We start from the raw sequence: 20,454 nt of genomic DNA on the forward strand, positions 1-20,454 counted from the left end.
TTGCTGTCGCGATCACCAGGTTGCATCGAGGCCGAGCAATCCAAGGATCTGGCGCCGCAGATCCGCGAGATAGGGATCGCCGCGATGCCGCGGATACGCCCTGTCAACGGTGATGTCGGCTTTGAGGCTCGCGGGCCGGTCGCTGAACACCAGCACGCGGTTGGCAAGGAACAGCGCCTCCTCGACATCGTGCGTCACCAGCAGCGTGGTGAAGCCGTTGCGCTGCCATAACGACACGATTTCAGTCTGCATGCTGATGCGTGTGAGCGAATCCAGCTTGCCCAACGGTTCATCGAGGATCAGGATCTTCGGATCGTTAACCAGTGCGCGTGCCAGTGAGACACGCTGCGCCATGCCGCCCGACAGTTGATGCGGATAGGCATTGGCGAATTGGGAGAGGCCCACCAGTTGGATAGCCGCATCGACGCGGTGCCGCTCGCTCTTGATGATGCCCTGCGCCTCGAGCCCGAGGGCGACGTTCTTCCACACCGTGCGCCAAGGGAACAACGTCGGATCTTGAAACACCACCACGCGCGACGGGTGCGGTCCGGTGATTGGATGGCCATCCTCCCGCAGATTTCCCGACCGTGGCGCTTCCAGCCCCGCGACCAGCCGCAGCAAGGTGGACTTTCCGCAACCGGACGGCCCCAGCAACGCGACAAATTCACCGGGGTTGGCCCGGAAGCTGACCTGGTTAAGGACGGGGAGGACAGCGCCATCGATGTCGAAGTGATGACTGACGTCATCAATGTCCAGCGCGGCGCCCGCCGCCTGCACCTCCTGCGGCTTGTAAGCGAGCGCTACCATTTCACGACGCCCTTCTGCCAGATCAACAGCCAATCCCGCACCCGAAACAAAAGCGTGATCGCACCGGAGCATAACAGCGACATCACAATCAGAGCCGCGTACATGTTCGCGTAGGCCGCCCAGCCCTGCGCCCACTGCAGATACCAGCCGAGCCCGGCCTTCACGCCGATCATCTCGGCGACGACGAGAACGGCGAAGGACGATCCAAGGCCCATGAAGAGACCGACGAAAACGTGCGGCAGCGCGGCGGGGATTGCCACTTTGAGCACAAGGAACGACGGCTTTGCGCCCAGCGTCCGCGCCACGTCATAGTAGGCATTACTGACGCTCGCTACGCCCGACCACGTCAGCACCGTCACCGGAAACCCGGTGGCCAGCGCGATGAGGAATGTGCTCGCGCTCCAGCTCGACGGAAACGTGAAGAACGCGATCGGCAGCCAGGCCGTCGCCGGCAACGGGCCGATGAAGCGCAGCACCGGATGAACCCAATAGCCGACGGCTCGCGACCAGCCGATGGAGACCCCGGTGATGAATCCGATGAGCGCGCCGATGGCGTAGCCGCCGAGTTGCAACTTCACCGATGCAAAGACGCTGGCCCACAGCTTTGGCAGATCATCGGTATAGACTTCAACGATCGCCTGCGGCGGCGGAAAGAACGGCAGCGGCAGCCAGGCAAACTTCGCGGTCGCCACCTCCCACAGCGTCAGAAAAGCACCCAGCGCAAGCAGCCATGCCGCACGGCAGTTGACGCCCGTTCCAAGCTGGCCAAAGAAAGAGCCGCCGAGGGAAAGAGCGGCAATGACCGCCCCAATGACAAACGCCCCATAGGCAACGTTCTGCGTCTGAGACCAATCGCCGACGTCGGACCACGCCAAAACCGACGCGCCGAACGCAAACCACGCGATGCTCGCCGCGAGGCCGGTCCGGCTCGCCAGAATAGATGGAAAAGACACGAACGCGCGGCCACTGAACGCCGCGCCCTCCTCGACCGATTGCGGAATGGCAACCGCCTTAGACGCCGAAGACGTTGGCATAGATCCGCTCCGCAAGCTTTGCCGTATCAGTGTTTGGCTTGAAGACCGAGACGAGTTTGAGATCGTCCGCGTAAACCTTCAGCTCGCGCTTCAGCGCATCGCCTACCGGGTGGTGATGATGGGTGTGATAACGGATCATGGCTTGCAGATCCTCCTCGGTCGCCGTCTTGGGCGCATAAGGCAGGAACGATTTCGCGGTTTTCTCCGGATTCTGCGAAGCGAACATTGCCGCATCCAGCAGCGCCTGGGTGATGGCGCGCGCCACCAGCGGCTCCTCGCGAATGAGACTGCCGCGAAGACCAACGATGCAGCAGCTCACATCTTTATAAGGACCATCGAGATTGGAGCCGATTTCCTTGAACTCGCCGTCCTTGAGCCAAAGATAAGCGATCGGATCGGACGCAAGAATGGCCTGCACCTCGCCCTTCTCCGCAGCCAGCCGCAGAAGATTGCCGGGATACGGCCGCCAATCGACATCCTTGTTGGGATCGATGCCGGCCTTCGCGAGCTGGATTGAAAAGAAGTTCTTGTCCGGCCCCGCGAGATCGCCGACCGCGACGACCTTGCCTTTGAGATCTGCCACACTCTTGATGTCCGACTTGGCCGGTGCCAGAGCGCGCAGGCAGCCGCCATGAGTACCAGCAGCGATCTTGACGTCGAAGCCTTGCTCCAGCGGCTTCAGCCAGCGCAGCGCCATGCCGACGCCGGCATCGCTCTTTCCGGTGGCAATGGCTTCGAGCAACTGATCCGTCGATCCGCTGTAGTTGATCAGTTCGACGTCGAGATTCTGCTTCTGAAAGAAGCCATAGTCGATCGCCACGGGCAGCGGCGCGAGGCAGACGGCATTGGCGTTCCAGGAAAACTTCAGCTTGCGCGGCGCGCCGGTCAGCACCGGCGCATCTGATGCTGTCTTGCAGATCGGAAACTCGGAGAAATCGATGGCGCTGGGAGGCCGCGCGGGAAGCGCCTTCGCACCCAATACACCCAGCGGTGCAGCGAAAGCCGCGGCGGCGCCACCCTGCAGAAGGGACCGGCGATCCAGAATGAATTTTGATTTTCGCTCGTTCGTCGGCATCCTGTTCTCCATCTGAAAAAGGGCAGCAATAGTCATCGACGCGCGCTCTTGCGCCGCGCATCCTGCGAGGTCTCTACCCCTGAAAATCACTCATGCTCGCGCGCTTATTCGCGTGCTGATGCCGGAAAGATGCGGCCAGGCACCGCGCTGCGTCAATGAAATGGAATTTCGAATGTGGGCCATGACAACAGGATTTAGTCCCTCAGACGGCTTGTCGAGAGACCACCCATTTCAGCGAAGAAGGAGTATGTTATGCGGGATGCGAGTAAGAGAATATTTTGTTCGGCAGTGTTCCCGCACTTCGCTTCGCTCAGCCCGCTAAACGATCCGCTTTCTCGAGCGCGGCGACAAGATTTTGCTCATGGACCTGACCCACGAACTGCTTGAGATACGGCGCCTCGGCCAGCGAACGCTGGGCGATGATACGGATGCCGTCCTGCACTTCTCCTGAGAAGCCCAGATCCTTCAGGCTCACCGGCAATCCGACAGCGCGATAGAATGTGACTATGTCTGCCAGAAAGTCAGTCGACCGCTGCTCGAGACAGAGCTGCGCCAGAAGCCCGAACGCTACCTGCTCGCCGTGAAGCGATGCATTGAGCGAAGGCAAGGCAGAGAAGCCGCGGGTCAGCGAGTGCGCAATCGACAATCCGCCGCTCTCGAATCCAAGACCGCTGAGAAGGATTGTCGCTTCAACCACATTCTCGAAAGCCTCGTCCGGTTCCTTCCGGTCGACGGCCGCCAAGGCGGCGATCGCATCCCGCCGGATCACCTGATAGCACTGGGCGGCGATCGAGACCGCGAGGGCGGCCGGGCGCGCCTTGTAGAAATTCAGACCACCGGAATTATAGCACTGCTCCGCTTCAAATTTCTTTGTGAGCGCATCGCCAATTCCGGCAACGAAGAATCTTCGCGGTGCGCGCGCGATAATTGAAGTGTCGACGACGACGGCGTCCGGATTCGTCGGCATCAGCCTGACTTCCTTCAGCACGTGATCGTCGGAGTAAACAATAGCCAGCCGGCTGGTGGGCGCGTCGTTCGAGGCCACCGTAGGTACAACGATGATTCCTCCCCCCCGCAGGATACGGACACCCTTGGCGGTATCGATCGCCTTGCCGCCGCCGATGGCGACCACAACATCGCTCTTTGCCGCATTGGCCTTGGCAGCCATCGCATCGATCTGAGCCGCCGAGCATTCCCCGGAAAATTCGGAAAACTCTACGGCGTCAACGCGAGGCTGGAGCAGCGTCTCAAGCTGCGCGCGCAGAAAGCCGAGAACGGCGATATCCGCCAGAATAAATGGACGTCGGCCATACATCGGCACAAGCGTCGCAAGCTCCCCCAGGGCACCCGGCCCCTGAACGTAGCGATGCGGTCCGCCGAATGCGCGAATGGTCATTGATCCCCCCAAAAGAAGTCACGCTTGCCGCCGTCCATACAGATTAGCGCGCCATTGATGAAGGCCGCCTGAGTGGAGCAAAGGAACGCAATCAGCGATCCTACTTCCTCGGGCTGGCAAAAGCGTCCAAGCGGGTTCTGGCCAGCGATGATGGCACGCTTTTCGGGCGAGAATCCCGCGATCAGCGCGGTCTCGACATAGCCTGGCGCAATAGCGTTAACTGTGATCCCTGCGCTACCGACCTCTTTCGCCAGCGTGCGCGTAAAGCCGACAACACCCGCTTTCGCCGCTGAATAGTTCGTCACACCCGGCCGTCCGCCGCCGGTGACGTTCATAGACGACGTATTGACGATCCGTCCGAAGCCGCGCTCCCGCATCAGCGGCAACGCATACTTGCTGCACAGAAAGGTGCTGCGCAGATGTGTACGGACGATAATGTCCCAGTCATCGAGCGACATGTTCTCGGCCAGGCTGCCGAGATGACGACCACCCGCACCGGCGTTGTTCACCAGAATATCGAGATGGCCGAGACCCTCGCGGGCCAGGCGGACGACGGCTTCCGCACCCGCTTCCTCCGATACATCGCCGATGCAGGATACCGCCTGGATTCCGCTCGCGCGCAACTCCGCGACTGTGGCAGCGGCGGCTTCGCGATCAATGTCGTTGATGGCAATCGAACAGCCTTCTGCCGCAAGCGCGAGCGCCTCAGCCTTGCCGATGCCTCGCGCCGCTCCCGTGACGAGCGCAGCCTTTCCCTTCAATCCGAAATCCATACTTAGCCCTTCACGGCGCCGGCGCCGAGACCTTGAATGAAATACTGCGTGAGCAGCGCGAATGCTCCGAACAGCGGCAGCGCAATGAGCGTAGATCCCGCCATAATCTCACCCCAGCGCAGATCGAACGATCCGACCATCGACGCAAGCCCTACGGGCAGCGTCTTGTTTGCATCGCTGCCGATCATTATCAGCGCGAAGGTGTAGTCGGTCCATGACAGCAGGAACGAGAAGATCGCAACCGTGATCAATCCAGGCAGAGACAGGGGAAGAACAACCCGCAGAAATGCACCGAGCCGCGTGCAGCCATCGACCATCGCAGCTTCTTCCAGTTCGAACGGCATGCCTTTGAAGAAACCCCAGAGAAACCAGACCCCGAGCGGCAATGTCAGCGTGAGATGCGACGCGATCAGGCCGACCAGCGTGTCGCTGAGGCCGAGCCGCGCAAAGATCGTGAACATGGGAATCGCGATCAGCAGCGGTGGGAACATATAGGCATAGAGCATCGCGCCGACGATCAGCTTCTTGCCGCGAATGCGCTGACGCGTCACCGCATAGGCGATCATGATCGAAAAAACCATCGTCACAACCACCGTCACCACCGCGACGATCACGCTGTTCAGGAAATGTGTTGGATAATCGGTCAGTTCAAGCAGGTTGCGATAGTATTCAAGCGTGAACGGGCCCGGTACCAGCGAAATTGTGCTGAGCAGACTGGTCGGCTCGCGCAGGCTGGAAATCACCATCCAGTAGATCGGAAACGCCGAATAGACCGCGATCACAATCGCGGCGCCATAGAGGCTGAGCCGGGCAGGAAGCGACTTGACGGCGGCCATTAATCGTCCTCCAGCGGGAAGATGCGGAAGTAGAAGAACACGGCCACCGACAGGATCGCGAAGGAAATCGTCGCGATCGCCGCGCCGCCGCCGATGTCGAACAGGCTGAATGCATGGCGATAAGACAGGATTGCCAAATGCTCCGTGGAGCCCACCGGCCCGCCGCGCGTCAGCAGCCAGATCACATCGAATTTGTTGAACATCCAGATCGCGCGCAGCAGAACGACCACGGTCAGGATCGGCTTCAGCATTGGCAGCGTGATGTGGAAGAAGCGCTGGACCGCTGTGGTGCCGTCAACCCGCGCGGCCTCATATAGCGACGTTGGAACGGTTTGCAGCGCCGCAAGGAAACAGGTCGTCACAAACGGCGTCCACATCCACACGCTGACAAGGATGACCGACGCCATCGCAGCACCGGAGCTTTCGAACCAGTTCACCGGCGGCAGGCCCATCGCGGCGATAGCCTTGGTCAAAATGCCGATACTGCCGTCCACCATCCACTTGAATGTCAGGATGACGACCACAGTCGGCAGCAAATAAGGGAGAATGGAGAGCCCGCGCACGAAGTTACGGCCCGGGAATACCTCGTTCAGGATCAGCGCAAAGCCGATACCGAGCACCACCTGAAGCACGATCGAGCCGAGAGAATAGACGACGCCATTCCACAGCGCATGCCAGAATTCAGGCAACTTCAGAATGGCGATGTAATTATCGAGACCGACCCACTTGGCCTCACCGACAAATGAGTCGAGCTTGTAAAAACTCAGGCTGATCGCATAGGTCACCGGCGCGACGATCAGGACGAGCGTCACGAGAAGTCCGATCACCAGGAAGGTGTATATCGTCGCCTTTGAACTCAAAATCATCTTTCCGGGGAAAACCCGGCCGGGAGCATCCGGCCGGGGAGTTGGCACACGCGTTTCTTATGCCGTGAGCTTGCGCATCTTGTCGCCTGCCGCCTTGACGCAATCGGCAGCCGGCATGTTCTTCAGGATGCGGTTCTGCAACATCTCAGGAATCACAAAGCCTTCGAACACCTTGCCCGGACGCAGATCCGGCGCCGGACCTTCGGTATCGACCGAGGTCAGGATCACCGACTTGTCGACGATGAAATTCCTCATCGTCTCGACGGCGTCCTTGTGCTTCTCGATCAGCGGGTGAGCCCGCCAGCGCGCATCTTCGTAGACATCGAGGCGCGGCGGCTGGAAGTGCAGTGGCGCGGTGTGCAGGAAGTTGATGTATTGGTTCTCGGTGAACCACTTCATGAACTTCATCGACTCGCTGGAGTTCGGCGTCTTCAGCACAACCCAGCCGTCGTAACCGTGATTGACCGCCTTCGCCTTTCCTGCGCTGTCCATGTACGGCATGATTCCGTACTTGGTCGCGAGAGCCGGCGACGTACGTTCAAGTGCCTCAATAATGCGGCCGGCATAGGCCGTGTGTCCCACCTTGTCCGAGGAGAAGTTGGAGAGCACTTCACCGAAACTCGCCTGGCTCGTGCCGGACGGCATGGTCTTGTAGAGGTCGGCAAAGAAATCGAGATAGGCCGCGACCTTCGGTGCATTGGCGGGGTTGTCGATGGCGACATTCCACTTGTCGTCAAACAGCTTGACGCCTTCGGCCCACATGAAGCCCGGCGACAGCCAGTTGGTCGCGCCGTTGCTGCCGATCGGGAACAGCGAGCCCGAACGGCCGTCCTCGTTGAGCGCCTGTGAATTCTTGAGCATCTCGGCCCAGGTCTTGGGAACGCTGAGCCCCTTCTTCTCGTAGAGATCCTTGCGGTAATAGATCCACGCGAGATTGTAGTCGTAGGGATACCAGTAGGTCTCGCCCTTGATCGGGAAGAGAATCTTGGGACCCCACTTATGTTTGCCGGTCAGTTCAGTCAGAGGCATCAGATGCCCCTCAGCCTGCAACAACAGGACGTGACCGACGAAAGCGAATGTCGCGATGTCATACGGCTGACCGCCGCGGAGCGACGTCGTCACCTTGGTGAAAGCGTCGTCGAGCGGCACGGAGTCGACGATGACCTGAGTTCCGGTGGCGCGCTCGTACTCGGCGCACGCAACCTTCAGTGCGCGAATGCTGTCGATCGAGGTTTCCGTATTCAGGAAGCGCAACGTTTTCTTGCCCTGCCCCCACACCGCCGGCGCGCCGAGCGTGCCAGCGGCGAGCCCTGCACCCACGGCACCGGCACCCTTGATAAGCGCGCGGCGATCGATGTTCGATTTTCCGTTTTTAGCCATTTCCTTGTCTCCCATGGCAATTTACTCCCTGTGAATGTTCGTTGTTTTTTTGGCCGTCTAAAATCGCTTTCCCGTTGATTTCGAAAAAAGATGGAGCCGTCCGGCCTGAAGTCGGATGGGAATTCGCTGACCGAATGTCCAGTTATCGACACGATCGGTAAGAATGCGCAGGCGCGCGCCACTCACCTCGCCGATGCCAAGCGTCTGCGCGCCGAGTTGCTCAATGACGCCGACTTCAAATGCGAGTGCGTCCGGTCCCTCGCCAGGCGCAACATGCTCCGGACGGATACCGAGCACGACGTCTTCATTGATTGTCTGATATTGTGCAGGCAGTGTTATCCGCAGCGCGCCACTCTCAAACACCCCGTTCGATGCGCGCCCTTCGATCAGGTTCATTTCGGGCGAGCCGATAAATCCGGCGACGAACAGATTGACCGGACGATCGTAAACTTCGAGCGGGGCCCCTACCTGCTGCACATACCCGTCCCGCATGATCACGATGCGGTTGGCGAGCGTCATCGCCTCGACCTGATCGTGGGTGACGTACACCATGCTGGTGCCGACTTCCTGATGCAGCCGTGCGATTTCCTCACGCATCCGCACGCGCAACTTGGCATCGAGATTGGACAGCGGCTCATCGAGCAGAAACACCTCGGGTTCCCGCACCAGAGCGCGGCCGAGCGCAACGCGCTGCATCTGGCCGCCGGACAGCTGCTTCGGCTTGCGTTTCAGGAATTCATCGAGCCCAAGCATCTTCGCCGCCCGCTGGACCCGCATGTCGATCTGCGCCGGGTCCATCTTCCGCATCCGCAGGCCGAAAGCGAGATTTTCGTAGATCGTCTTGTGCGGATAGAGCGCGTAGTTCTGGAACACCATCGCGATATTGCGATCCTTCGGCTCAAGCCGCGTGACGTCGCGATCTCCAATGAAGATTTTTCCCGAGGTAATTTCCTCAAGACCAGCCATCATCCGCAACGTGGTCGATTTTCCGCAACCCGACGGCCCGAGGAAGACCACGAATTCGCCATCCCGAATCGTCAGATCGACGCCATGAACGGCGACCACCGGACCGTAAGCCTTGCGAACTTTTTCGAGCCTAATCTCTGACATGCATCACTTGCTCTGACCGGCCACGAAATCGTGGATGCGATGATTGATCGGCGCGAGCGCCGCCTGAATATCGCGGTAGATTGGAAAGCCCTGATCGTAGACGGCAACATGCGCCGGGTTTGGCTCCGCTCGCGATACGATGTGGACGACATCGGCGGCTGCGCGCTCGTCCTTGAACACGCCGATACCGACACCCGCCAGAAGAGCTGCCCCGAACGAAGCATCCGCGACGGCGGGAAGTTCGACGGTGATGTTCAGCACGTCGGCAACGATCTGCCGCCACAACGCGCTGCGCGCGCCGCCACCGGTCAGGCGCGCCGTCGTGAAGCCAAGCCCCTTGGCCTTCATCACCTCAAGACAATCCCGCAGCGAATAGGCCACGCCTTCATAGAGCGCGCGGACAAAGTGGCCGCCGCCGTGATTGAAGCCCGCCCCGACGAAATCGGCACGGAGCAGCGGGTCCCAGTAAGGACTGCGTTCGCCATTGAGATATGGATGAAAGAAAAGCCCCTCAGCGCCGGGAGGGACGAGAGCCGCGCCCGCATCCATGGAATCAAATACGCCGCTGCCGTCCTCGCCTTCGCGGCGGAAGAACGTATCGCGCAGCCACTTGTGCGCCGAAGCGCAGGAGTTTGTGGCCGCAATGACGTACCAATGATCCGGCACAACATGATAATAGTTGATAAGCGAGAAATCGGGCCGCGCCTTGGGCGACAACACATTGACCGTCGCCGCTGTCGCGAGTTTCACGACGCCCATGCCTTCACGGACCATGCCCGCACCGAACGTTTCAGCCGCGGTGTCCGACGTGCCGCACACCACCGGCGTGCCTTCAGCCAGCCCCGTCGCCTGAGCGGCCCTTGCCGTCACCTTGCCGACGACGGCGCTCGGCTTCACGATCGGTGGCAATGCCGCCATCGGCCAGCCGATCATGTCGCAAAGCTCTTTCGACCACTGGGCCGTCTTTGCGTCGATCATCAGGGTGCCGAGCGCATCGATCGTGTCGGTTTCCCATGTGTCGGTGAACTGCGCGCGAAGCCAGTCCTTGGCGACGTACAGCCGCTTCACACGTGCGAATGTTTCCGGCTCGTTGTTGCGCAGCCACAGCATCTGCGGCAGCGTCCAGGTCGGGTTGGCGCGATTGGCTCCGATCTCAAGGATTCGCGCGTCGGCCTTGTCGCGCAGGTACTGGGTTTCAGCCCGGCTGCGCTGATCGTTCCAGAGAATGGCCGGACGGATCACATGACCATCGGCATCCTCGAGTACTTGGGTATGCGCGCCGGCTGAAAACGAAATCGCAGCAATGTCGGACGCTGGACGGCCGGACGCCTTCAGGCCGCGGCGCAACGCATCGCATGCGGCAAACCACCAGCTGTCCGGATCCTGCTCGCTCCAGCCCGGATGCGGCGACGATGTCGCAACCGGCGCGGACGCCTCGCTGACCAGCGAGCCATCAGCCTTGATGATGCTGATCTTGAGCGAGCCAGCGCCGAGATCTATGCCGACCAGAAGAGGATCAGACACAGCCATAGTGCGCGCCCTCCCCGACAACAGCACGGATGTGCGCCATATCAATCACGGCGAATGTCTTTTGCATTCGGGCCGGCGCGCAGCCCCAGCTTGCCGGGATTCAGCAGGTTGCCGGGATCGAGCGCATCCTTGATTGTCTGCAACACATCAAGGCCAGCGCCCAGTTCGCGCTTCATCCATGGATTTCTGAAGAGACCCGCGCCGTGATGGTGAGCAATCGAGCCGCCGTGATCCAGCGTCAATTCCTGCACCGCATCCCAAAGCCTGGCATGGATCGGCAGCGCAACCTCGTCCGCCATCGGCGGCAAACGAACGGTCATGTACTGGCACGCTCCCTCAGGATAGACGTGCGACCAATGCGCGCCGAAGTGAATGCCCGGATGAATCTTGCGCACGGCATTGCCGATGGCTTCGTACATCGCCGGAATTGCCGACCAGTTTCCCGTGACCTCGATGGTGTCGTTGAAATAACCGGCATCGTGCCACTTTTGCGAATAGGCGACGTAGCGATTTTCTTTCCAGTGAAAGAAAGGCCCATCGGGGCCGACTTCGCCGCCGAGCTTCCGGGCAATAGCCAGCGCCATGTCCTGCTCGACTGAAACCAGCGGCTCGCTGCCGCTGAACATCAGCATCGCGAGATAAGGCTTGGCCTTGAACAGTGCGATGTCCTTGGTGCGCTCGTCACTTTCGACGCGATCGTAGAGCCGCACGATGGCCGGACGCAGCTCCGCCTGCATGATGAGGCGCGCGCAGTCCCAGGCTGCCTGCTGCGTCGGGAATGCCAGCACGACGCCGCGTTCGATCTCCGGCTTCTTCCAGATTCGCAGCGTCGCCTCGGTGATAACGCCGAAGGCACCTTCGCTGCCGATCATCAGGTCGCGGATTGACGGCCCAACCGCGCGACGCGCAACGGGCCGCACGTCAAGCGGCGTACCGTCCGGCAACACGGCCTTCAGGCCGACGACGATGTCCTCGATCTTTCCATAGCGGCTGCTGGCCTGTCCGCCACCACGGCATGCGAGCCAGCCGCCGACCGTCGAAATCTCGATCGATTGCGGCAGGTGACCGCACGTAAAGCCTGCTTCATTAAGCTCGCGCTCGAACTCCGCGCCGTTCATGCCCGCCTGCACGGTAGCGACCGCATCGGTCGGGTTGATGGAAACAATCTTGTCGAGCCGGCGGGTATCCAGCATGATCTCGCCGCCGAGCGGAATGGCGCCGCCGAGAACGCCGGAACCGTTGCCGTAAGGAATGACCGGAATCTTGCGCTGGTTCGCAAGCTGAAGAATCCGGACGATCTCATCCTGATTGGCGGGGCGCACAACAAGGCGCGGCACAACACCGGCCAACTGTCCTGCACGCTCGCGAAAGACCGCGAACGGTAAACGGTCGCGGGCATAGCCGAGACGCTGATCGAACTCCGCCAGAACATTGGCCTTGCCGACAATGGCAGCGAATGCGGACGCAAGACCTTCGTCAACATGATCAGTGTCGCGAACGGAGGCGATGGTGGTTGCAGTCATGACAGCCTCTGTCCAGAGGCCAAATTCGCCACGCTCACTCGACGTACTCCCTGATCGCTTCATTTTCTGGCGATTGAACAAACGGTTTGCGCAATCGTTTGTTCAAAAGTCGTATAATCTCCCCTTTTGGTCAAGTTAAAATTTAGCGCAGAGCTGGGCCTGTGGAGGCGCGGATGACAAGACCGTCCGGCGGTAATGGCGCGACAGGTTGCGGCGTACCGCCGCCGAGAAGATCAATCAGAAGATCGGATGCAATCTCACCCATCCGTTCGGTGGGCATCTTCACGGACGTGAGCTGTGGATAGAGCATGGTTGCAACAGGCGCGTCATGCAGGCCCATCACCGAGACATCGCGGGGAATTTGCAGACCTGCCTCATGCAAGACAGCCATGGCACCGGCCGCAGTGACGAGGGTTGCGCCGAGAACCGCTGTCGGCTTCAGTGCAAGAAGGCTACGCATGGCATCGGCGCCGCCTTCGGCCGTATATCCGGCGACAGCGACCAGTTTTGAATCGAACGGAATGCCGTGACGCTCGAGCCCATCGCGATATCCGGCGAGACGCTCGCCCGCATTGAATCCGCCGGGCCGACCCGAAAGATGCGCGATACGCCTGTGGCCCATCTGCGCCAGATGATCGACCGCGATAGCCGCGGCCGCGCGGCTGTCCAGCACGACACAATACGGACTGCCCGGCAATCGCCGGTTGAGCAGCACGAACGGCGTATGCGTGGACTCCAGTTCCTCGCGCAGCAGGCCATCATCATCGAGACTGGCGACCAGCAGTCCATCGGCACGGTTGCCGTGGGACAAGCGATGATACACGGCGTCTGTCGCACCCGACTCACGATGCGCTATCAATAAAGAGTAACCATGTCTTGCGGCGGATTTTTCCGCGCCACGAATGGCAGACGAGAACACCGGGTTGTCGAGTTGCGGAACGATCAGGCCGAGTGTTCGGCTGCGCGACGTCCGCAAACCCTGTGCAAGCGTATTCGGCGAATAATCAAGGCTGCGTGCGCTCGCCAAAATACGCTCGCGCGTCTCCGCCCGGATACGCTGACTTTCTTCGCCGCGCAACACCCGTGACGCGGTGGAAATATCCACCCCCGCCATACGCGCGACGTCGGCTAATCTCGGCCTCATTGATTGCAAGAAGTCCCAGTTGCATCCAAGCAGCGAGCCTAGTCTTGAAGACTATATAAAACAAGCAATCGCGCTCTGAGAATCTGTCGGAACGGCTGATGCCCGGAGCTGTCTATGCGATTTGTATTGGCCGTCTGCATACAAGATCGATCTCGATCAGGGCATCGTAAGCCAGACCGGTGACGCCGACGCATGTACGCGCCGGCAGCCGGCCTTCGGCGAAATAACTTCGATACGTCTCGTTCATCGCCGCATAGTCTTGCTTGAAGCGCGTGAGATAGATCCGCGCCATGACGACATGTTCAAAGGCAAGATCAAGGCCGGTCAGCACTCGCCTCAAATTCTCCATGACGGCGCTCGTCTGCGCCACGATGCCTTCCGGCAACCGGCCCGGCGCTTCAGGCGTATCCGGCATCTGGCCGGTGACGAACACGAAACCATCGGTCTCGACAGCATGGCTAAATGGCGCCACAGGCTTCGGCCCGCTTGCGATCATGTGAAATTGCAATGGTCAATCCCTGGTTTGTGGCCTGCGATAAGCGGTATCGAAGAGTCGCTTGCTGAGAATCGCATGGACGCCCCAGTTGCCATCGACGACCTGGGTCACGCCGAAATCGACACCGGCCGACATCAGCGCGATCGCTTCGTCCTCGCTCAGTCCTTTGATGTTCATCAGAAAGCGGCGCATCTTTCGGAAGGCATCCTTCATCGCGAGATCCAGCGATGATGTCGCATAGACTTCGCTTTGTCCCTTGGCCCCGAATTCGGCGAGATAGTTTGGATGGCTGAAACCAGTCAGTACCCAGTCGGTTTCGGTCTCGATCAGCGGATAGGTCAGGTCGGCGAATGCCTGACCCGCAAGGTCCGCCTTCTTGTGCAGAATCAGTTGAAAGGTACCTGTCATCGAACATTCGATGGCGGTGCCCCCCAATTCGCCATCGCCCTGTGTCGCGTGAGGATCGCCGACCGACAGCAGCGCGCCCGGTACCGAGACCGGCAGATAGACCGTCGATCCCTTACCGAGCCGCCAATTGTCAAGATTTCCGCCGAAATAGGAAGGCGGCACCGAGTCAACAAAATCGGCTTCGCGCGGCGCAACAGCAATGACACCGAAATGGGGACGCAGCGGAATGCTGATACCGTCGAGGACATCATGCCGCCGCTTGACCGTGCCGGGTGCGACCGGAACGCCCGGATAATCATAGGTTCTGTGAACAACGCCGAACGGATCAGTCTGCGGCTCCCACCGGTAGGAATACAGAGCGCGCGCATGCGGCGCACCGTCATGATCGAATATCTCGTAAATCGTCACGACTTCTCGCGGCTTCGAGTCGTCGAGAAATTCGTTATAGTGATAACCCCACCATGCCGCGACGCTGCTGCCAAAAACTTGCCCCGCGAAGTCGCGATTGCGGCTCGGCCTTGGAACAATGTCGAGTATGCGGACCTCAAGGACGTCACCGGGTTGAGCGTCCTTCACTGCAACCGGGCCCGTGCAGATGTGAACACCGAAGCCTTCGCCAGCACCGCGGCCGTAAACAGACGCATCGATTGGTCCCGCGCCGCGACGGTCGACGTTCTTCCGATCGCGGGTCCAGTGAAACACACTCTCGGCTCCGGCATCCCCAGCGATCATGCGTTCCGGGTCATCCGACGCATGCTGGGTCAGCGTCTCGATTGTGATCGTATCGCCGGAATTGACCTCAATCTGTGGCTGCAAGGAGCGGCTGAAGTAGCCCCAATGTACCCGCTCGGCTTCGACGGACAAATGATGATGGTTGTGACCACATTCAGCGTTCGACGGGAGACAATCGCTGTCGGCACTAATTCGGCGACCCGGGGGTGCCACGTGATGGTTGCGCAATTGCGTTAGCGCGGCCTGAGGCCAGCCGCGCTGCCCGGCGACGGGCGATGATGCCGAGGCGCGCTCGATTTCATGCTGACGAAACTCGCGCGGCGACAGTCCGAACCGGTTACGGAACGCACGGCTAAAATACGCCGAGTCGTTGAAACCGCTGCGATAGGCGATCTCCGAAATTGAATGATGCGCCTCGGCAGGGTTCGACAGATCGGCCCAGGTTCGCTGAAGGCGGCGTTCGCGTATATAATGGGTGAAGCTATTGCCGGTGCCTTCGAACAACTTCTGAAGGTAGCGTTCGGAGATGCCCTCGGCATCCGCAACCTTGGCCGGGGCAAGATCTGGATCGCCGAGTTTACGTTCGATCGTTTGATAGACCCGATACAGAATCGCGGCCTGTGTCACGCTGCCACTGGAATCAGACGTCGGCAGGGCATTACGCATGAAAGTCGGGAGCAGATCAGCAAGGCTTTGCGAGACAGCGGACCATTCAGGGTTGGACAACATCTCGAGCGACTGCGCTGTCGCCCCGAGCATTCGGGTGAAAATATCGGTGAACCCGCCGGGCGGTAGCACTTTGACTTCACCGAAGGCCGGGCCGCACAGTTTGCGGCCATGAAATGCGTCAGACGTGACGGACAAAACGATAGCCCGCATGTCGCGCTGGAAGGCAACGCTCCAATCGCCACGACGCGGCAACAGCAGCAGATGCGCGGCCGATACGATCTGGTGGCCGCTGCCGGTTTTCAACGCGACGCCCTCCTCGATCGGCATCAGCACCAGTGGCAAATCGTCAGCAAGATGATGCAGCGGGGAGATGGCCTGCGCGCCCGCCGACAGCTTCGCCATCACGACGCCTTCGGAACTCCGCCGCGATGCCGTCGCATAGCCGCGGTGGACGCTCGTGGCAGCTGAGGGCTGGAGGCCGACCGCGGCGAGAACGTCGCGCCACGCCTCTGGCCGGGCGTCTTCGGAATAGGACTCACTCGTGAACGGGCGAAAACTCATCAAACGGCCCCCAATAGGCCGAATCAAGCAACCTCCATGCCAGAGGCCCGGCACGGATTGCCCGATCTGCTGCGTCGAATGCGCCCAGACGACTCCTTCGCCATGTCCGAAACTCATTTGAGATCAGATGTTTAATCGCAACGGAATACACTCTTGCGGATGGTGCCGTGGACGCCCCAATTGGCGTCCACCACCTGTGTGACTCCGAAATCCGCGCCCACCGACATCAGAGAGATCGCCTCATCCTCGCTCAGCTTGTGCACGGTCATGAGAAACCGGCGCAGCTTGCGGAACGCGTCGCGCATGGCGCGGTCGAGGCTGGAGTGGTTGACGATTTCAGCCTGCGCGTCGGCACCGAGTTCCGCCAGGTAGTTGGCATAGGTGAAGCCGTAAACCGACCAGGCCTGCTCGGTCTCCAACATCGGATGGGTCAGTCCTTCGAGCGGCGTGCCACCTAGATCGCGATGCTTGTGCAGGATGAACTCGAAATCGCCGGTCAGCGACGTCTCGATCGCTGTGCCGCCCAGTTCGCTGTCACCCTGCGCGGCGTGCGGATCACCGACCGAGAAGAATGCGCCCGGCACCGCGACCGGATAATACATCCGCGCCCCCTTCCCGACGCGCCAGTCGTCGATATTGCCGCCGGTGTAGCTCGGCGGAATCGAACTGACATAATCCTGCTCCGACGGCGCCAGCCCCATGGTGCCGAAGTGGAGCCGTGCCGGCACCTTGACGCTGGTGAGAATGTTCTCTCGCTTGCGGATCGTGGTGTGATCGACGCGCACGCCGGGATAGTCGATGGTGGGATGCACGATCCCGTCCGGATCGGTCTGCGGCGTCCAGACGTAATTATAGACAGCCTTGGCGAAGGGTTCGCCCGTGGTGTCGAGTTCGAAAATCGTGACCACCTCGCGCGGCTTCGGCTCCTCGATCAGATCGTGATAATGAAAGCCCCAATTGGCCGCGACATTCGAACCGAAACACTTCCCGGCATAACACGCCTTGCAGGCAGGCCGCGGCCGCACATCGAGGATGCGGACCTCCAGCACATCGCCAGGTTCCGCATTTTCAATCGCCACCGGGCCCGTCAACAGGTGAACGCCGACGCCTTCGCCTGAGCCGCGGATGAACGGTCCTTCGGCCGGACCTGAACCACGGCGAGCCACTGCCTTGTGCTCGCGTGTCCAGCGAAACACGCTTTCGGCGCCGGGATCGTCGGCGATCATGCGCTCGTAGTCATCGTTGGCGTGATGGGTCAGCGTTTCGATGGTCGCGCGGTCGCCGGATTTCAGCGTCAGCGCGGGCGCGACCTTCTTGCTGAAATAGCCCCAATGGACCGTCTTGGGAGATACCGGAAGAAGATGATGCTTCATGCTGACAACCTCAGGCAACAATGAACGAACAGCGGATTTTGGATTGCAGGAGAGCCAACCCCTGCGACGGCGGCGGGAATAGTCATGCTTTCTCACCCTCCATCACGCTGAGGAAACGCTGCGTGACAGGGTTGCGTGGGTTGGTCAGAACCTCATGAGCCGGTCCTTCCTCGATGATCGAGCCGCCGGACAGCAGCACGACGCGGTCCGCCACCTCGTCGGCAAAACGCAACTGATGCGTCGAGATGATCATCGTCAGCCCGTCCTCAATGGCGAGGCGGCGGATCACCTCCAGCACTTCATTGACCAGTTCGGGATCAAGCGCAGACGTCGGTTCATCAAGCAGAAGCACGCTGGGATTGGGCGCCAGTGCGCGCGCGATCGCGACACGTTGCTGCTGTCCGCCCGACAGGTGGCGAGGCAAGGCATCGGCGCGATGACTGAGGCCGACGCGATCCAGCAGTTCGCTCGCACGCTTGTCGGCATCGACGCGGGAAATGCCGTGCACCCAGCGGAGCGGTCCTGCGACATTTTCCTTCGCAGTGAGATGGCTGAAAAGATTGAACTGCTGAAACAACATGCCGATGCCAAGCTCGGCGCGTTCATTGGCCAGCGCACGCGGGGCAAGAGCATTGCCTTGCAGCCCGAAGCCGATGCGGCGACCGCCGACCACAATCGTACCGGCATCCCATGATTCGAGATGATTGATACAGCGGAGCAGCGTGCTTTTGCCCGAGCCGGACGGGCCGAGCAAAGCCACCACCTCGCCGACCCGCACATTGAGGTCCACACGATCGAGAACGATCTGCTTGTCGTAGCGCTTGTGCAGTCCTGCGACTTCGACGGCCACGGCGTTGCGGCTGAGCATCTCGGCGCGTTTCGCGCGATCGACAAGCTCCAGCTTCGGCTTCGCCGGCGGCAATTCGGCGACGCCGAGATCGGTCACTTTTTCGCCGGGCGCGTCAGTTCCCAGCGGTTCATCGAGCGGCTGGAAGCGATACCACGGCAACAGCCGCATCAGCCGGTTTGACGTACTCTTGCGATCGAGATCGAGCCAATTCTCAATGATGAGCTGGATCGCGGCAATCGCTCCGGTCAGACACAGATAGATGAGACCGGACGCGAAGAAGATCGAGAAGAAATCGAATGTCGATGACGCGAGTTGGGTCGAGCGCAGCGTCAGCTCCTGGACTGCGATCACCGACGCCAGCGACGAATTCTTCAGCGCGCTGACGGTTTCGCTGCCAAATGCCGGGATCATGGAGCGGATCGCCTGCGGCGCGATGATCCGGCGCATCAGCACCGACGGCGTCATGCCGAGCGCCTGACCTGACAGCAATTGCCCGCGATCGACGCCGAGCACGCCGGCGCGCAGGATTTCCGAAATGAAAGGAGCCTCGTTGGCGGCAAGCGCCAGACCGGCGGCAAGGATCGCGGGGAGCTTGATGCCGATGTGCGGCAAGGCGTCGTAGGCGAACACCATTTGCAGGATGAGCGGCGTGCCGCGAAAGATCACGCTGTATCCCCGCGCCAATGCAGCCAGCAGCGGGAAGCGGCTGAGCTGCATGGCGGCGAGGATCGTTCCCATGATCAGCCCGCCGATCAGCCCCAGGGCAGTCACCTGAAGGGTGACCTCAATGCCCTGAAGCAGATACGGCATGCTGAGATAGTGGAGAAACAGTTCCATTACTGAAGAACCGGCCGCCTTACTTCACCACCAGGAGGCCCGGCTCCATGAGATTGTTCGGATCGAGATTCCACTTCTTGAGCAGCGCAAGCTGATCTCCCGACTTGTAGATTTCGGTGAGCGCATCCTTCACCGCGTCGCGGAATTTCGGCTTGTTCTTCGGAACGGCGATACCGACCGAATAGGGAATCGTCACCGCGATCGCCTTCTCGAGTTTGTCGGGATAGGCCTTCACTGCATTGTCGACCGTGTTGACGTCGTTGACATAGGTGTCGGCACGCCCGGCAAGGATCGCCTGAATACAGTTGGCATTGTTGTCATAGAGCTGGATGGTCGGCTCCGGCTTGCCTGCCGCCTTGCACTGCGGCGCCAGGGCCTGAATCAGCGGCACTTCGACATAGCCAGTGTTTTCGGCTGCCGCCGCACCGCACATCGATAGATTGATGCCGTCGATTTTCTTTGGATTTCCCTTGGCGACCAGCACGCCGTCGAAGACCTTGGAATAGGTGATGAAGTCAGCAGCCTTGGCCCGCTCTTCTGTCGCGTAGATGTCCGAGATCACGATGTCGGCCTGGCCGGCGGCAAGCGTCGTCAGCAGCGCCGCAAAAGTCACAGCCTTGTAGGTCAGCTTGAAGCCGAGGCATTCGCCGATCGCTTCGCCGAGATCGATGTCGAATCCGACATACTTGCTGGGATCCTTGGGATCGATCGATTCATAGCCAGGGGTATGCGGATTGATGGCATTGACAAGCGTTTTGCCCTTCCAGTCGGGGTATTTTTCCTGCAAGGCAGCACAGGCAGCCGGTGTGGCCGCCTCCGCCTTCGTGGGGACACCAAGGCTCGTGATAAGAACTGTGCCAAGAACAGCGCTACGCAATCCCGCAGCATAAAGCCGCCGCAGCGGCACTCTCGTGAAAAAACGCGTCTGCATCTGGTTTTCTCCTTCGACGTTGTCATGGCTGCGCCATGTTCCAAGCTCGAAGGAAGCGTAGTGTCAGATGTCAGGGACGGCTTGTCCCAGAGCGCACTAAAAGTTGGATCGCCCCGCGTCACG

17 protein-coding genes are annotated in these 20,454 nt (G+C 60.4%); all 17 read right to left on the reverse strand.

Going from position 1 to position 20,454, the window contains the following annotated elements; translation table 11 throughout:
- Positions 1–12: 12 nt before the first annotated feature.
- Complete coding sequence (locus LVY71_RS18075) at positions 13–807, reverse strand: ABC transporter ATP-binding protein (RefSeq protein ID WP_235101544.1); 795 nt, start codon at positions 805–807, stop codon at positions 13–15.
- Positions 801–1,841 (reverse strand): ABC transporter permease, encoded by a 1,041-nt coding sequence (locus LVY71_RS18080; protein WP_235101226.1) that lies wholly within the window; start codon positions 1,839–1,841, stop codon positions 801–803. Before LVY71_RS18080 ends, LVY71_RS18075 begins: the two co-directional genes overlap by 7 nt.
- The gene (locus LVY71_RS18085; RefSeq protein ID WP_235101227.1) at positions 1,819–2,916 is read right to left on the reverse strand and encodes an ABC transporter substrate-binding protein; all 1,098 of its coding nucleotides are present in this window, start codon (positions 2,914–2,916) and stop codon (positions 1,819–1,821) included. Before LVY71_RS18085 ends, LVY71_RS18080 begins: the two co-directional genes overlap by 23 nt.
- A 310-nt stretch (positions 2,917–3,226) precedes the next feature.
- Positions 3,227–4,312 carry a glycerol dehydrogenase gene (locus LVY71_RS18090; protein ID WP_235101228.1) on the reverse strand — a complete coding sequence of 362 codons (1,086 nt, stop codon included), beginning with the start codon at positions 4,310–4,312 and terminating at the stop codon, positions 3,227–3,229.
- Positions 4,309–5,085, reverse strand: coding sequence for an SDR family NAD(P)-dependent oxidoreductase (locus tag LVY71_RS18095; protein ID WP_235101229.1), 777 nt, complete (start codon positions 5,083–5,085; stop codon positions 4,309–4,311). Before LVY71_RS18095 ends, LVY71_RS18090 begins: the two co-directional genes overlap by 4 nt.
- A 2-nt stretch (positions 5,086–5,087) precedes the next feature.
- Entirely contained in the window at positions 5,088–5,921 is an 834-nt protein-coding gene (locus LVY71_RS18100; RefSeq protein WP_235101230.1) for a carbohydrate ABC transporter permease, read from the reverse strand.
- Positions 5,921–6,787 (reverse strand): carbohydrate ABC transporter permease, encoded by an 867-nt coding sequence (locus LVY71_RS18105; RefSeq protein ID WP_235101231.1) that lies wholly within the window; start codon positions 6,785–6,787, stop codon positions 5,921–5,923. The genes LVY71_RS18100 and LVY71_RS18105 overlap by 1 nt, the downstream gene beginning before the upstream one ends.
- A 57-nt stretch (positions 6,788–6,844) precedes the next feature.
- Positions 6,845–8,167 carry an ABC transporter substrate-binding protein gene (locus LVY71_RS18110; RefSeq protein WP_235101232.1) on the reverse strand — a complete coding sequence of 441 codons (1,323 nt, stop codon included), beginning with the start codon at positions 8,165–8,167 and terminating at the stop codon, positions 6,845–6,847.
- A 57-nt stretch (positions 8,168–8,224) separates the two neighbouring features.
- On the reverse strand, positions 8,225–9,277 hold the full coding sequence (locus LVY71_RS18115; protein ID WP_235101233.1) for an ABC transporter ATP-binding protein: 1,053 nt from the start codon (positions 9,275–9,277) through the stop codon (positions 8,225–8,227).
- 3 nt (positions 9,278–9,280) lie between these two features.
- Positions 9,281–10,807: a xylulokinase gene (gene xylB / locus LVY71_RS18120; protein ID WP_235101234.1), complete on the reverse strand. Its 1,527-nt coding sequence runs from the start codon at positions 10,805–10,807 to the stop codon at positions 9,281–9,283.
- Positions 10,808–10,848: 41 nt separating this feature from the next.
- Positions 10,849–12,330, reverse strand: a complete 1,482-nt coding sequence (locus LVY71_RS18125) for an FAD-binding oxidoreductase (protein WP_235101235.1) — start codon at positions 12,328–12,330, stop codon at positions 10,849–10,851.
- A 142-nt stretch (positions 12,331–12,472) separates the two neighbouring features.
- Positions 12,473–13,474 carry a LacI family DNA-binding transcriptional regulator gene (locus LVY71_RS18130; protein WP_235101236.1) on the reverse strand — a complete coding sequence of 334 codons (1,002 nt, stop codon included), beginning with the start codon at positions 13,472–13,474 and terminating at the stop codon, positions 12,473–12,475.
- A gap of 112 nt (positions 13,475–13,586) precedes the next feature.
- Positions 13,587–13,982, reverse strand: coding sequence for a RidA family protein (locus LVY71_RS18135; protein WP_235101237.1), 396 nt, complete (start codon positions 13,980–13,982; stop codon positions 13,587–13,589).
- A 3-nt stretch (positions 13,983–13,985) separates the two neighbouring features.
- The gene (locus LVY71_RS18140; RefSeq protein ID WP_235101238.1) at positions 13,986–16,340 is read right to left on the reverse strand and encodes an acetamidase/formamidase family protein; all 2,355 of its coding nucleotides are present in this window, start codon (positions 16,338–16,340) and stop codon (positions 13,986–13,988) included.
- A 131-nt stretch (positions 16,341–16,471) separates the two neighbouring features.
- Complete coding sequence (locus tag LVY71_RS18145; RefSeq protein WP_235101239.1) at positions 16,472–17,713, reverse strand: acetamidase/formamidase family protein; 1,242 nt, start codon at positions 17,711–17,713, stop codon at positions 16,472–16,474.
- 82 nt (positions 17,714–17,795) lie between these two features.
- Positions 17,796–19,400, reverse strand: a complete 1,605-nt coding sequence (locus LVY71_RS18150) for an amino acid ABC transporter permease/ATP-binding protein (protein WP_235101240.1) — start codon at positions 19,398–19,400, stop codon at positions 17,796–17,798.
- Between the two features lie 19 nt (positions 19,401–19,419).
- Positions 19,420–20,331 (reverse strand): ABC transporter substrate-binding protein, encoded by a 912-nt coding sequence (locus LVY71_RS18155; RefSeq protein WP_235101241.1) that lies wholly within the window; start codon positions 20,329–20,331, stop codon positions 19,420–19,422.
- Positions 20,332–20,454 lie beyond the last annotated feature (123 nt).

Origin of the sequence: Bradyrhizobium sp. G127 (assembly GCF_021502575.1) — a bacterium.
Taxonomy (GTDB): domain Bacteria; phylum Pseudomonadota; class Alphaproteobacteria; order Rhizobiales; family Xanthobacteraceae; genus Afipia.

What these genes read in the sequence shown, in the direction of transcription:
- LVY71_RS18125 (WP_235101235.1), bottom strand. Translation starts at nt 12,330, where the DNA reads ATGACTGCAACCACCATCGCCTCCGTTCGCGACACTGATCATGTTGAC.
- LVY71_RS18075 (WP_235101544.1), bottom strand. Translation starts at nt 807, where the DNA reads ATGGTAGCGCTCGCTTACAAGCCGCAGGAGGTGCAGGCGGCGGGCGCC.
- LVY71_RS18130 (WP_235101236.1), bottom strand. Translation starts at nt 13,474, where the DNA reads ATGAGGCCGAGATTAGCCGACGTCGCGCGTATGGCGGGGGTGGATATT.
- LVY71_RS18115 (WP_235101233.1), bottom strand. Translation starts at nt 9,277, where the DNA reads ATGTCAGAGATTAGGCTCGAAAAAGTTCGCAAGGCTTACGGTCCGGTG.
- LVY71_RS18085 (WP_235101227.1), bottom strand. Translation starts at nt 2,916, where the DNA reads ATGCCGACGAACGAGCGAAAATCAAAATTCATTCTGGATCGCCGGTCC.
- LVY71_RS18145 (WP_235101239.1), bottom strand. Translation starts at nt 17,713, where the DNA reads ATGAAGCATCATCTTCTTCCGGTATCTCCCAAGACGGTCCATTGGGGC.
- LVY71_RS18150 (WP_235101240.1), bottom strand. Translation starts at nt 19,400, where the DNA reads ATGGAACTGTTTCTCCACTATCTCAGCATGCCGTATCTGCTTCAGGGC.
- LVY71_RS18100 (WP_235101230.1), bottom strand. Translation starts at nt 5,921, where the DNA reads ATGGCCGCCGTCAAGTCGCTTCCTGCCCGGCTCAGCCTCTATGGCGCC.
- xylB (WP_235101234.1), bottom strand. Translation starts at nt 10,807, where the DNA reads ATGGCTGTGTCTGATCCTCTTCTGGTCGGCATAGATCTCGGCGCTGGC.
- LVY71_RS18105 (WP_235101231.1), bottom strand. Translation starts at nt 6,787, where the DNA reads ATGATTTTGAGTTCAAAGGCGACGATATACACCTTCCTGGTGATCGGA.
- LVY71_RS18080 (WP_235101226.1), bottom strand. Translation starts at nt 1,841, where the DNA reads ATGCCAACGTCTTCGGCGTCTAAGGCGGTTGCCATTCCGCAATCGGTC.
- LVY71_RS18110 (WP_235101232.1), bottom strand. Translation starts at nt 8,167, where the DNA reads ATGGCTAAAAACGGAAAATCGAACATCGATCGCCGCGCGCTTATCAAG.
- LVY71_RS18155 (WP_235101241.1), bottom strand. Translation starts at nt 20,331, where the DNA reads ATGCAGACGCGTTTTTTCACGAGAGTGCCGCTGCGGCGGCTTTATGCT.
- LVY71_RS18090 (WP_235101228.1), bottom strand. Translation starts at nt 4,312, where the DNA reads ATGACCATTCGCGCATTCGGCGGACCGCATCGCTACGTTCAGGGGCCG.
- LVY71_RS18095 (WP_235101229.1), bottom strand. Translation starts at nt 5,085, where the DNA reads ATGGATTTCGGATTGAAGGGAAAGGCTGCGCTCGTCACGGGAGCGGCG.
- LVY71_RS18140 (WP_235101238.1), bottom strand. Translation starts at nt 16,340, where the DNA reads ATGAGTTTTCGCCCGTTCACGAGTGAGTCCTATTCCGAAGACGCCCGG.